9 protein-coding genes are annotated in these 13,274 nt (G+C 75.4%); 4 read left to right on the forward strand and 5 right to left on the reverse strand.

The genetic code is table 11. The features are described from left to right. Positions 1–112: 112 nt before the first annotated feature. On the forward strand, positions 113–1,276 hold the full coding sequence (locus IG64_RS16210; protein WP_037856547.1) for an exonuclease SbcCD subunit D: 1,164 nt from the start codon (positions 113–115) through the stop codon (positions 1,274–1,276). A gap of 319 nt (positions 1,277–1,595) precedes the next feature. Further along, positions 1,596–4,589, forward strand: coding sequence for an AAA family ATPase (locus tag IG64_RS16220; protein WP_037856550.1), 2,994 nt, complete (start codon positions 1,596–1,598; stop codon positions 4,587–4,589). Between the two features lie 41 nt (positions 4,590–4,630). Here the strand turns inward: IG64_RS16220 and IG64_RS16225 are convergent, their stop codons facing one another. Further along, complete coding sequence (locus IG64_RS16225) at positions 4,631–5,077, reverse strand: Lrp/AsnC family transcriptional regulator (RefSeq protein ID WP_037856555.1); 447 nt, start codon at positions 5,075–5,077, stop codon at positions 4,631–4,633. A gap of 123 nt (positions 5,078–5,200) precedes the next feature. Here IG64_RS16225 and IG64_RS16230 point away from each other — a divergent pair, with 123 nt between their 5' ends. Beyond that, a complete protein-coding gene (locus IG64_RS16230) occupies positions 5,201–5,707 on the forward strand; it encodes a rhodanese-like domain-containing protein (RefSeq protein WP_037856558.1) in 507 nt (168 codons plus the stop codon). Between the two features lie 62 nt (positions 5,708–5,769). Here the strand turns inward: IG64_RS16230 and IG64_RS16235 are convergent, their stop codons facing one another. Together IG64_RS16235 and IG64_RS16240 are read right to left on the reverse strand one after the other, a co-directional pair. Then, the gene (locus IG64_RS16235; RefSeq protein WP_037856560.1) at positions 5,770–7,458 is read right to left on the reverse strand and encodes a DUF885 domain-containing protein; all 1,689 of its coding nucleotides are present in this window, start codon (positions 7,456–7,458) and stop codon (positions 5,770–5,772) included. Positions 7,459–7,727: 269 nt separating this feature from the next. Next, on the reverse strand, positions 7,728–8,219 hold the full coding sequence (locus IG64_RS16240) for an Lrp/AsnC family transcriptional regulator (RefSeq protein WP_037856562.1): 492 nt from the start codon (positions 8,217–8,219) through the stop codon (positions 7,728–7,730). A 59-nt stretch (positions 8,220–8,278) separates the two neighbouring features. On the opposite strand from IG64_RS16240, the gene IG64_RS16245 reads away from it, so the two are divergent. After that, positions 8,279–9,571, forward strand: coding sequence for a trans-sulfuration enzyme family protein (locus IG64_RS16245; RefSeq protein WP_234438527.1), 1,293 nt, complete (start codon positions 8,279–8,281; stop codon positions 9,569–9,571). A 124-nt stretch (positions 9,572–9,695) separates the two neighbouring features. Here IG64_RS16245 and IG64_RS16250 read toward each other — a convergent pair whose 3' ends face one another. Together IG64_RS16250 and IG64_RS16255 are read right to left on the reverse strand one after the other, a co-directional pair. Beyond that, entirely contained in the window at positions 9,696–11,165 is a 1,470-nt protein-coding gene (locus IG64_RS16250; RefSeq protein ID WP_234438528.1) for a GNAT family N-acetyltransferase, read from the reverse strand. A gap of 306 nt (positions 11,166–11,471) precedes the next feature. Continuing rightward, positions 11,472–13,055, reverse strand: a complete 1,584-nt coding sequence (locus IG64_RS16255) for an alkaline phosphatase D family protein (protein WP_037856563.1) — start codon at positions 13,053–13,055, stop codon at positions 11,472–11,474. Between the last annotated feature and the right edge of the window lie 219 nt (positions 13,056–13,274).

The following is a 13,274-nucleotide window of genomic DNA, read 5'->3' on the forward strand; positions in this document are numbered from 1 at the left end:
GCGACAGAACGGGCATTACGGCCCCAACCCCCGCAACCGCTGCCGCCGCTGCCCGGCTGATACGGAAGTGACCGCCCGTACTGTCACACCCGGCGGTTACCCTTCGGGGATCATGAGGCTCCTGCACACTTCCGACTGGCACCTGGGCCGGGCGTTCCACCGCGTGAACATGCTCGGGGCCCAGGCCGCCTTCGTCGGACACCTCGTGGCGACCGTGCGGGAGCGCGGCGTCGACGCGGTGGTCGTCTCGGGAGACGTGTACGACCGCGCCGTGCCCCCGCTGGCTGCGGTCGAACTGTTCGACGACGTCCTGCACCGCCTGGCCGGGCTCGGCGTGCCCACAGTGATGATCTCCGGCAACCACGACTCCGCCCGCAGGCTCGGCGTGGGTGCCGGACTGATCGGCCGCGCCGGGATCCACCTGCGCACCGAACCGTCCGCGTGCGGCACCCCGGTGGTGCTCCGGGACGCCCATGGCGACGTCGCCTTCTACGGGCTGCCGTACCTCGAACCCGCACTGGTCAAGGACGAGTTCGGCGTCGACAAGGCCGGCCACGAGGCGGTCCTGGCCGCCGCCATGGACCGGGTCCGCGCCGATCTCGCCACGCGCGCCCCGGGCACCCGCTCCGTCGTCCTCGCGCACGCCTTCGTCACCGGCGGCGAGGCCAGCGACAGCGAACGGGACATCACCGTGGGCGGGGTCGCCTCCGTGCCCGCGGGTGTCTTCGACGGCGTCGACTACGCGGCGCTGGGCCACCTGCACGGCAGCCAGGTCATCACCGAGCGCGTGCGCTACTCCGGCTCCCCGCTGCCGTACTCCTTCTCCGAGGCCCGGCACCGCAAGAGCATGTGGCTCGTCGACCTGGACGCGACCGGGGGCGTCAGCGCCGAGCGGGTCGACTGCCCGGTGCCGCGCCCGCTGGCCCGGATCAGCGGCACCCTGGAGGAACTGCTGGCGGACCCGGACCTCGCCCGCCACGAGGAGGCGTGGGTCGAGGCCACCCTGACCGACCCGGTCCGCCCGACCGACCCGATGGCCCGCCTCACCGAGCGGTTCCCGCACACCCTCAGCCTCGTCTTCGCACCCGAGCGCGCCCCCGACGACCCCGATGTGACCTACGCCCGCCGTCTGGCGGGCCGCAGCGACGAGCAGATCGCGGAGGACTTCGTGGCGCACGTGCGCGGAACCGGCCCCGACGCCCGGGAACAGGCCGTCCTGCGCGACGCGTTCGACGCGGTACGGGCGGACGCGGCCGAGCGGGAGGTGGCCCGGTGAGGCCCCGGTACGCGCGGGCGGACGCGGCCGGGCACCGCGTCGCGGACCACGCGCGAAGTGGCGCGGCACCGCAGTACCCGGCAACCGGCCACGCCACCGCCGCCCCGCGCCCGATGGGCGGCGGCGGCCCGGAGCGGCGGGATTCCGCGTGGCGCGGCCCGGAGCTGCGCGGCCCGGAGCTGCGCGGGCCGGGGCGGCAGGAGTCCCTGCGGCGCGGGCCGAGGTGGCAGGGGTCCCAGCGGCGCGGCCAGGAGCGGTGCGGGCCGGGGTGGCGGGCGTCCCTGCGGCGCGGGCCGCTGGGCGGAACCGGGGAGGCCCGGTGAGGCTGCACCGGCTCGACATCACCGCCTTCGGGCCCTTCGGCTCCACCCAGACCGTCGACTTCGACGCCCTGTCGGCCGCCGGCCTGTTCCTGCTCCACGGGCCCACCGGAGCCGGCAAGACCTCCGTGCTGGACGCCGTCTGCTACGCGCTGTACGGCTCCGTGCCCGGTGCCCGGCAGAGCGCCCAGGGCACCACCCTGCGCAGCGACCACGCGGCCCCCGGCACCCGCACCCAGGTCACCCTGGACGTCACGGTCGCCGGGCGCCGCCTGGAGATCACCCGGCAGCCGCCCTGGGAGCGCCCGAAGAAGCGCGGCACCGGCACCACCGTGGACAAGGCGCAGACCTGGCTGCGCGAGTACGACGCGCCCGCGGGCGCCTGGAAGGACCTCAGCCGCTCCCACCAGGAGATAGGCGAGGAGATCACCCAGCTGCTCGGCATGAGCCGGGAGCAGTTCTGCCAGGTCGTGCTGCTGCCCCAGGGAGAGTTCGCCCGTTTCCTGCGCGCCGACGCCGAGGCCCGCGGCAAACTGCTCGGCCGCCTGTTCGACACCCACCGTTTCGCCGAGGTCGAGAAACGCCTCGCCGACCGCAGGCGCGCCACCGAGACCCGGGTGCGCGAGGGCGACGCCGCGCTGCTCGCCGACGCCCACCGCATGCAGCAGGCGGCGGACGGCGCCCTGGACCTGCCCGACCTGACGCCCGGCGAACCCGGCCTGGCCGACGCCGTACTGACCGGCGCCGCCGTCGCCCGCAGCACCGCACGCGAACAGCTGACCGTCGCCCACTGCGGGCTCACCGCCGCCGAGGCCGCGCACGCAGCCGCCGAGCGCGCCCTGGACGACGTACGCGAACTCGCCCGGCTGCAGAGCCGGTTCGCCGAGGCGCAGCAGCGGGCCGCGCGCCTGGCCGAGCGGGCCGACGCCCACCGCGCGGCGCGGGAACGGATGGAGCGGGGCCGCAAGGCCGAGACCGTCGCCCCGGCCCTCGCCCTGCGTGAGGCCGCCGACACCGCGCACCGCCGGGCGGCGGCCACCGAGGCGCACGCGCGCGCCCTGCTGCCCGCGGGCTTCACGGACGCGGGCCCGGCCGGGCTCGCCGCCGCGGCGCGCCGGGCCGCCGAGGAACTGGGGCAGCTGGAGTCGGCCCGGCGCGCCGAGCGCCGTCTGACCGAACTCGCCGCCGAACGCGCGGAGGTGGACCGCCAGGCCCGCGCCGACGAGGACCTGCTCCAGGAGGCAGAGACCTGGCTCGCCGGGTGGGAGACGACCCGCGCACGGCTGCGGAGCCGTATCGACAACGCCCAGGAGGCGGCGGGCCGGGCCGATCAGCTCGCCGTGCGCGGCGAGAGCGCCCGGGCCCGGCTGCGGGCCGCCCGGACCCGGGACCGGCTGACCGGGGAGGCGGAACAGGCGCGGCGCCGTGCCCTCGACTCCGCCGAACGCGCCGTGCGGGCCCGGGCCCACTGGCTGGACCTGAAGGAACAGCGGCTGAACGGCATCGCCGCCGAACTCGCCGCAGGCCTCACCGACGGCGAACCCTGCGCCGTCTGCGGCGCCACCGAACACCCGGCACCGGCCCGGAAGATCGCCGGGCACGTCGACCGCGAGGCCGAGGAACGCGCCCTGGCCGCCCACCAGGACGCCGACGAACGGCGCGCCGAGGACGAGCGCCGCCTCGGCGCCGTACGCGAGGCCCTGGCGGCCGCCACCGCGGAGGCGGGCGACACGCCCACCGACCGCCTCGCCGAGGAGAGCGCCGAGCTGGAGCGGCTGCTCACGCGCGCACGGGCGGACGCCTCCGTGCTGCACGCCGCGCGGGAGGAACTGCGCACGGCCGAGGCGGAACGCGAACGACGCCTGGCCCACCTGCGCCAGGCGGAGGCCCGCGCGGCCGCCCGACTGTCCCGCCGCGAGAACCTGGACCGCGAGCGAGCCGCCCTGAGGACCGAGGTGGCCGAGGCCCGGGGTGCCGCCGCCGGCGTCGCCGAGCGGGCCGCGGAACTGGAGCTGCGGGCGGCGCGGCTCGCCGACGCGGCCGACGCGGCGCGCGCCGCCGAGGAGAGCGCCGAGCGGCTCAAGGACGCCGACGGGCGGCTCGCCGAGGCAGCCTTCCGGGCCGGTTTCGACACCCCCGAGGCCGCGTCCGCCGCTCTCCTCGACGACGCCACCCACCGCGACCTCCAGCACCGCATGGACGCCTGGCACGCCGAGGAGGCCGCCGTGCGCGCCGTGCTCGCCGAGGCCGCCACCGTGACCGCGGCCGGGCAGCCGGCCGCCGATGTCGCCGCCGCCGAAGCCGCGGCCCGCGCGGCGGCCCGGCGGCTTCGCGAAGCCGCCTCCGCGCGGGACGCCGCCGCCCGCCGCTGCGCCGAACTCGACCGGCTCTCCGCCCGCGCGGCCACCGGCGTGCGGCGCCTGGCGCCGCTGCGCGCCGAGTACGACCGGGTGGCCCGGCTCGCCGCCCTCGCCGCGGGCACCTCCGCCGACAACGAACGCAGGATGCGCCTGGAGTCCTACGTCCTCGCCGCCCGCCTGGAGCAGGTGGCCGCCGCGGCGACCGCCCGGCTGCAGCGCATGTCGTCGGGCCGCTACACCCTGGTCCACTCCGACGACCGGGCCGGACGCGGGCGCAGCGGCCTGGGCCTGCACGTCGTCGACGCCTGGACCGGCCGCGAACGCGACACCGCGACCCTGTCGGGCGGTGAGACGTTCTTCGCCTCCCTCGCGCTCGCCCTCGGCCTCGCCGACGTCGTCACCGACGAGGCCGGCGGGGTCCGTCTCGACACCCTCTTCATCGACGAGGGCTTCGGCAGCCTCGACGACCAGACCCTCGACGAGGTCCTCGACGTCCTCGACTCGCTGCGCGAACGCGACCGCAGCGTTGGCATCGTCAGCCACGTCGCCGATCTGCGCCGTCGCGTCCACGCCCAGCTGGAGGTCGTCAAGGGACGGTCCGGCTCGGCGGTGCGGCAGCGCGGGGCGGGCTGAGCGGGGCCACCGGGCCCCGCCCGGGGGTCTCCGGGGCGGACTCAGCGGCCGAGCGGGCGCCGGGACAGCGGCGAGGAGTACACGACGCTCGTCGTCACCGACCCCAGCGCGCCGATCCGGCCCGAGACCTCCTCCAGGTGCCGCATGGAGCGCGCGGTGACCTTGATGACGAAGCAGTCGTCGCCCGTCACATGGTGCGCCTCCAGGATCTCCGGGGTGGCGGCGACCAGGTCGTGGAAGGGCTTGTAGTTGCCGTTGGGGTAGCGCAGCCGCACGAACGCGAGGATCGGCAGGCCCAGCCGCTCCGGGTCGACCACGGCCGTGTACCCCTGGATGACGCCCGCCTCCTCCAGCCGGCGCACGCGCTCGGTGACGGCGCTCGGGGACATGGACACGGCCCGCGCCAGTTCCGCGAAACTGGCCCGTCCCTCCCGCTGGAGGACGTCGAGGATGCGCCAGTCGGTGGCGTCCGGGGAAAACACGGTCATGGGCGTTGGATAGCAGGTGAATCCCCGGCCGATCAAGAGAGCCGCCGGTGATCGTCCCTTCAGCCGGGCGGTTCCCGGCCGTAGATTTCCGGTCGTCGGACCGCACCACGGAAGGAACACCCGATGACCACCACCGCCACCGGAGCCGCGAGCCCCGGCCCGGGCGCCGCCAACGCCGTCCTGCGCGTCGCCCCGGCGGCCCCCGCCGAGGCCGCCGTCCACTTCCGGGCGAGTCTCGCCTTCCACGCCGACGTGTCCGACGTGGCCGCCGCGCTGGCGGACGGCGGCGACCCGGGGTTCGTCGTCGTCGACTGCCGCTCCACCGAGGCCTGGGACCAGGGACACGTCCCCGGCGCGGTCCACCTGCCCACCGCGCTCGTCCCCGAGCAGGCCCCGGCGCTGCTCGACCGGTCCGTGCCCCTCGTCACCTACTGCTGGGGCCCGGGCTGCAACGGGGCCACCCGCGCCGCGCTCGCCCTCGCGGAACTCGGCTACCGAGTCAAGGAGATGCTCGGCGGCTTCGAGTACTGGGCGCGGGAGGGCTTCGCCTACGAGACCTGGCAGGGCGCCGAGCGCCAAAGCCCCGACCCGCTCACCGCACCGGCCGGGAGCGGGGACTGCGGCTGCTGAGCCGCAGCCGGGGGCGGGGCGGCCGGACCCGGACCGCCCCACCGCCGCGCTTCAGAGCCGGCTCACAGCTGGGACAGCTCGTCCAGCAGGTCGTCCAGGCCCAGCGAACCCTGGGAGAGGGCCGCCATGTGCCAGGCCTTCGCGTCGAACGCGTCCCCGTGCCGCTTCCTGGCGTTCTCGCGGCCCAGCAGCCAGGCCCGCTCACCCAGCTTGTAGCCGATGGCCTGGCCGGGCATCGACAGGTAGCGGATCAGCTCGCTCGCCACGAAGTCCCGCGGACGGCTGCTGTGCGCGCCGAAGAACTCCAGGGCCAGCTCCGGCGTCCAGCGCTCACCCGGGTGGAACGGCGAGTCCGCCGGGATCTCCAGTTCCAGGTGCATGCCGATGTCGATGATCACGCGGACCGCCCGCATCATCTGCGCGTCGAGGTAGCCGAGCCGCCGTTCCGGGTCGGTGAGGAAGCCGAGTTCGTCCATCAGACGCTCCGCGTACAGTGCCCAGCCCTCGGCGTTGGCGCTGACGATGCCCACGGTCGCCTGGTAGCGCGAGAGGCTGTCCGCCACGTGCGCCCACTGGGCGAGCTGGAGGTGGTGGCCGGGCACGCCCTCGTGGTACCAGGTCGACACCAGGTCGTAGACCGGGAAACGGGTCTCTCCCATGGTCGGCAGCCAGGTGCGGCCCGGACGGGAGAAGTCGGCGGACGGCGCCGTGTAGTAGGGGGCCGCGGCGCCGCCGGGCGGGGCGATGCACGACTCCACCCGGCGCACCCGCTCGGCCAGTTCGAAGTGGGTGCCGTCGAGCGCCTCGATCGCCTCGTCCATGAGGCCCTGCAGCCAGTCGCGGACCTCGTCCACGCCCTCGATGTGCGTGCCGTGCTCGTCGAGGTGTGCCAGCGCCACCCACGGGGTCTCGGCGCCCGGCAGGACCTTCTCGGCCTCCTTCCTCATCTCGCCGAGCAGCCGGTGGAACTCCGACCAGCCGTACGCGTAGGCCTCGTCGAGATCCAGGTCGGTGCCGTTGTAGTAGCGGGAGAAACGCGCGTAGCGCTCGCGGCCGACCGTGTTCGGCGTGTCCTCCACCGCCGGGGCGTAGACGTCGCGCATCCAGTCCCGCAGTTCGACGACGGCGGCGGTCGCCGCCCGGGCGGCCTCGTCGAGTTCGCCGCGCCGGGACTCGGGGCCGTCGGCCGCGAAGTCCTCGAACCAGCCGCGTCCCCGGCCCGTGTCCGACCACTCGGTGAGCTGGCCGATGAAGGTCTGTGTCGGCCGCGGTCCCGCGTGGAGCTTGCGCTCCAGACCCGCGGCGAGGGACTCGCGGTAGCCGCGCAGCGCGGCCGGCACGGCCCGCAGCCGCTCGGCGACCGCCGCCCAGTCCTCGTCGGTGTCGGTGGGGGTGATGGTGAACGCCTCACGCACCGAGTGCACCGGGCTGTGGATGTTGCTGACGGCGCGCAGGCCCTCCTCGGCCTCGTGCACCGCGATCTCGGCGGTCAGCCGCTCGCGCAGCAGGCGCGCGCACCGGCGCTCGGCCTCGGAGTCCGCGCCGGGCCGCCGCTCGGCCTCGGCCAGCCGCGCCAGGGTGGTGCGCGCGAGGTCCGCGAGCGCCTCCTGGCCGGCGGGCGAGGTGTCGGGCAACCTGCTCGAACTCTCCTTCACACCGAGGTAGGTACCGGTGATCGGGTCGAGGGCGATGAGCTCGTCGACGTAGGCGTCGGCGACCTGACGGGGCAGCGGGCTGTTGGTGTCTGACATGCGGACCATCCTCGTACGCGAAGAGGGTCCGCGTCAGCCCGGTTTGCCGGGCGAAGGGACCGAATCCGGTCGCTGCCGGGTCGATTTCGCTCAGAGCTTCGCGCGTTCGGTCGTGCGGCGCCGTATTCTTCCGCGCGCCGCGTCCGGCGCCCCTCTCGCCGGGGCGTGGCGCGTCACGTCCCGCCGGCCCCTCGGCGCGCGCCACCTCCGGCCCCTCGGCGCGCCGCGTCACGTCCCGCCGGCCCCTCGGCGCGCCGCGCCGCCTCCGTTCAGGGCGCCGGCGGCTCCGTGCCGGGCGGGAGCAGCGGGCCGCAGTCCCACTGCTGGAAGATCAGCCGCGTCTCCACCCGGGCCACCTCGCGCCGAGCCGTGAACTCGTCGAGCACCAGCCGCTGGAGATCCGCCATGTCCGCCACCGCGACATGCACGAGGTAGTCGTCGGGACCGGTCAGGTGGAACACGGTCCGCGATTCCGCAAGCGCCCGGATCCGCTCCACGAACGGCCCGACCAGTTCCCGCCGGTGCGGCCTGACCTGCACCGACAGCAGCGCCTGGAGACCCCGGCCCAGCCTGGCCGGGTCGAGCCGCAGCTGATGGCCGAGGATCACGCCCGAACGGCGCAACCGCGTCACCCGGTCCAGACAGGTCGAGGGCGCGACACCGATCTGGGCGGCCAGATCGCGGTAGGTCGTCCGGGCGTCGTTCTGCAGCAGCCGCAGCAGATGGAGGTCCACCGGATCCAGTACGACTGATTCGGCCATGCGCCGAACGTAGCACGGCCGACCCGCCGCTCGATCCGGTCGCTGTTCACCCTTTCGTCATGGACACGCCCTTGGACTCAGCGAGCACGTCCGCGGACGGCGCCCCGCGCCCCGCACCCCGAGCACTGGCCACCGAGGCCGTGCACGCCGGCCGGGAGGACCTCGCCCGGCAGGGCCTGCACGCCCCGCCGATCGACCTGTCCACCACCTACCCCTCCTACGACAGCCGGGCCGAGGCCGCCCGGGTCGATGCCTTCGCCACCGACGGCGCCGAGTTCGACGGCCCGCCCGTCTACGGGCGGCTCGGCAACCCGACCGTCTCCCGCTTCGAGACCGCGCTCGCCCGGCTGGAGGGCACCGAGACCGCGGTCGCCTTCGCCAGCGGGATGGCCGCCCTCAGCGCGGTCCTCCTCACCCGCTCCGCACTCGGCCTGCGGCACGTCGTCGCCGTACGCCCCCTGTACGGCTGCAGCGACCACCTGCTGACCGCCGGACTGCTCGGCTCCGAGGTGACCTGGACCGATCCGGCGGGCATCGCCGACGCGCTGCGCCCCGACACCGGGCTGGTGATGGTCGAGTCCCCGGCCAACCCGACGCTGGCCGAGGTGGACCTGCGGGCCGTCGCCCACGCCTGCGGCTCCGTTCCGCTGCTGGCCGACAACACCTTCGCCACCCCCGTGCTGCAGCGTCCGGCCGCGCAGGGCGCCCGCCTCGTGCTGCACAGTGCCACCAAGTACCTCGGCGGCCACGGTGACGTGATGGCCGGTGTGGTCGCCTGCGACGAGGAACTCGCCGGCCGGCTGCGGCAGGTCCGCTTCGCCACCGGAGGCGTGCTGCACCCGCTCGCCGGCTACCTGCTGCTGCGCGGTCTGTCCACGCTGCCGGTGCGGGTACGCGCCGCCTCCGCCACCGCCGCGGAGCTGGCCGCCCGGCTGGCGGCCGACCCGCGCGTCGCCCGGGTGCACTATCCGCGGATCGGCGGCGCCATGGTCGCCTTCGAGGTGCACGGCGACCCGCACGCCGTCATCGGCGGCGTCCGTCTGATCACGCCCGCCGTGAGCCTGGGCAGCGTCGACACGCTGATCCAGCACCCCGCCTCCATCAGCCACCGCATCGTGGACGCGGAGGACCGGCGCGGCGCCGGGGTGAGCGACCGGCTGCTGCGGATGTCGGTGGGCCTGGAGGACGCCGAGGACCTGTGGGCGGACCTCGACGCGGCCCTCGGGGCTCTCCCGGAGGCGTCCCCGGGTACGTCCTCGCGGACCTCCTCGGCGGCGGTCCCGGGTGCCGTCCGGGCGGAGCTTCGGACAGAGCCGCCGCAGGTCAAGGGTCTGCACGAAGCACTGAGCTGACCTGACCCGCCAGCCGGCCCCCGGCGGTCGGCGGGGGAGAGGGGGGGGCGGCGGGGCCTGGCGGGGACCGTCCGGGGCGATCCGGTGCGTCCGGTGCTGGCCCCGCCGCCGCGGGACCGCGGGATCAGTCGCGCAGGCCCGGCCCGTCGTACTGCTCGCGGTGACTGCCGTGCGCCGGACGGCCCGGCACCGGACCACCCGGCACCGTGGCGGCGTCCAGGCGAGCGGTGATCACCAAAGTGCCCTCCTCGATCTGGTAGTCCAGAGGGAGACCGAGGCCCCGCATGGCGCTGACCATGCCGGTGTTCGCCGCCTGCGTGACGGCGTACACGCTCGCGCAGCCCGCCTCGGCGGCCATGTCCACCAGCCGGCCCAACAGTTCCGCGCCGATGCCGCGCCGCTGCCACTCGTCCTCGACGAGCAGGGCGACCTCCGTCTCGTCGCCGTCCCACAGCAGATGACCGAGGCCGATGATCCGCCCGGAGGCGGTCTGCGCGGCGAGGGTCCGGCCGAAACGGGGACTGAGGAGGTGGTTCAGATAACGGTCGGCGTCCGCCACCGGACCGTGGTACCGCAGGCCGAGCGTGCGCGCCGAGCACCGCTCGTGCATCCGCAGGGCCGCCGCCAGGTCGCCCGGGCCGGCCCGGCGCACGGTGAGGGCGTTCCCCTCGGGCAGCGTCAGCACGTCCTCGCCGCGCGGAACCCGCGGACCGAGGCGGGTGTCCAGCTCCACCAGCGCGCGGGCCCGCGCGAACTCGGTGGGCGTGAAGGGCAGATACGGCCGCTCCACGGTGATCACCCCGCCCTCGGGCGCCCGCAGTCGCAGCACGGTGTCCTCCAGCACCCCCTCCGCCGGAACCTCCTCGTCCGCACGTCCGCCGCCGACCGGCCGGCCCGGCAGTGAACGGATCGTGCACCGGCCCAGCAACTGGCGCAGCGCCAGCGGAAGTTCGGCCGTGTCCAGCGCCGTGCGGGCGGCCAGGGCGAGCGCACGCGTCGGCGCGTCCACCAGGTCGTGCGCGTCGGCCCGCTCGATCCAGGTGTCCCGGCCGCCGGCCGCCGCGGCCGCCCCGGTCAGTTCCGGCGCCTCGACCCGGCCCGGGGCGCGCAGCAGGAACTCGTCCACCGTGCCCCGGGCCAGCGGATGCGTCTGCAGGCTCAGGATGTCGACGCCCCGGCCGGCCAGCGCCGCGCACAGCACCGCCAGCGAGCCCGGCTCGTCCCGCACCGTCGTCCGCATCCGCCACAGCGCGCTCGGCACCGGTGCCTCGTCACGGTCCGCCGGGAGGAGAGCGCGTGACGGCCCGGTCTGCCGCCGCCCGGCGGCGGCAGACCGGGCGCCGGTATCCTCCGCCGGGGGTGCGTGCCCGTGGCGCCGCGCCCACCAGGTGTGGAACCCCGCCGTGGCCAGGAGTGCCAGCGCCGAGACCGCCAGCAGCGCGGGCCCGTCCGGGCCGTGCCCGATCAGGTTCGCCACCCCGTCCGCCACCGCGACGGCCGTGAACAGCGCGGCGAGTTCGACCACGTCCCGTCGCCAGTGGTGCACCGGACGCCCGCGCCTCGCCGTCCGTGCCGTCCGCGTCACATCAGACATTTCTCTACTCATGCCGTCACTGTGAAGGAACCGTGTTGCGTGATCACGAACGCTCTGTGACTTACTGGTAAAGCGCGGATCCGCGCGGTTCGCCGCCTTCCCGGCGGCCCGTACCGCTTCGCGGGGACGGAACGTCCGCCCGGCCCGGCAGCACACCGCCGGCCCGTCGCCGCTCTCGTGCCGGGTCCCGGCCGACGCCGCGTGGAAGACGCCGCCTCCGGGGCCGGCCGGCCGATCCGGCGGCGAAGCCGCGCACCGGGGGATGACGCCGGCGCGCGGCACACGGAGAGCGTACGGGAACCGGAGTCACTGCCCGACCCGTCCCGGCTGCAGCACCTGGGTGAACAGCACGCCACCGTCCTGCTCCCGCAGCCGGACCGTCAGTTCGCCGCTGTCGCCGTCGATGTCGACCTCGCCGAAGAACTGGTAGCCCTCGGCGGGCGAGACGTCGGCCACGGCCGGCGCCTTGACGAACACCCGGTCGGGACCGAACGTCCCGTCGAGCGCACTGGCCGGGAAGGCACCCGCGTTGAGCGGGCCGGAGACGAACTCCCAGAACGGCGCGAAGTCCTTGAAGGCCGCCCGCGAGGGGTCGTAGTGCTGCGCCGAGGTGTGGTGGACGTCCGCGGTCAGCCACACCGTGCCGGTGATCCGCCGGTGCTTGACGAACCGCAGCAACTCGGCGATCTGCAGCTCCCGGCCGAGCGGCGCGCCCGGATCGCCCTGCGCGACCGCCTCGAAGTTCGGCCGGCCCTCGACCCCGTCGGGCACGACCAGCCCCAGCGGCATGTCCGCGGCGATCACCTTCCACACCGCCCGCGACCCGGCCAGCTCACGCTTGAGCCACTGCAACTGCTCGCGGCCCAGGATGCCCTGCGGGTCGCTCCTCTGGTCGTCGGGCGAGTTGGCGTTGCGGTAGGTCCGCATGTCCAGCACGAACACGTCCAGCAGCGGACCGTGATGGTGGACGCGGTAGATCCGGCCGTCCGGACGGCCGCTGACCGTGGAGACGGGGAAGTACTCGGAGAAGGCCCGCCGGGCCCGCCGCGCCAGGTCGTCGAGCCGCGTGCCGGCGGGGTAGGGGGTGCCGCCGCCGATGACCTCGCCGGGGTACCAGTTGTTGCGGACCTCGTGGTCGTCCCACTGGATGATGCCGGGCACCTGCGCGTTGAACCGGCGCAGCGCCCCGTCCAGCAGGTTGTAGCGGAAGTTGCCGCGGTAGTCGTCAAGGGAGACGGCGACGTGCGACTTCTCCTCGGTGGTGACGCTCCGGTAGACGCCGCCGTCCGGCAGGGCGGCCGTCGCCTGGATCGGGCCGTCGGCGTAGATGTTGTCGCCGCTGCACAGGAAGAAGTCCGGATCCAGCTTCGCCATGGCGTCGAAGATGCGGTAGCCGCCGATCGACTCGTTGATGCCCCAGCCCTGCCCGGCCAGGTCACCCGACCACACGAACCGGACGCCCTGGCGGCGGCGTGCGGGGGCGGTGCGGAAGGTGCCGTACGCCGGTTCGCCGGTGCGGCGCGGGTCGTGCGGGTCGGCCAGGAGCACGCGGTAGTGGATCTGCTCGCCCGGCGGCAGCCCGTGCAGCCGGGCCGTGCCCGTGAAGTCGGTGCCGGCGCCGAGGAGCGGCCCGTGCCATCTGCGGGGGTCGCGGAACGACTCGGTGGCGGACGTCTCGACGATCATCCGGGCCGGGCGGTCCGCACGCACCCAGACCAGACCCGAGTCGGCGGTCACGTCGCCCGCCTGCACGCCCCAGTCCGCCCGGGGACGGCCGGACAGGGCCAGCGCCGGTGCCGCGCCGAGCGCGCCGGGCAGGGTCAGGGCCGCCGACGCGGCCAGCGAGCCGCGCAGCACGCTGCGGCGGCCGGGAAGCGGACGAGGGGACATGGTGGGGCCTCCAGGGGCGAGATCCGGCCGGTGTTCGCAGCCACACCTACTGGTGCGGTACGGCGAACACGCGAACCGCAGGTGAACACCGGCCGCGCGCTCGGCCCGGCGGCGGGCTCCCCCCGACCGGCGACCCGCTGCCCGGTCAATGCCCGCCGGACAAAACGGTCCGCCGGCCAGGCCCGGTCCGCCGGACATACCCGGCCTGCCGGGGCGGCT

Origin of the sequence: Streptomyces sp. NRRL S-340 (assembly GCF_000720185.1) — a bacterium.
GTDB lineage: Bacteria > Actinomycetota > Actinomycetes > Streptomycetales > Streptomycetaceae > Streptomyces.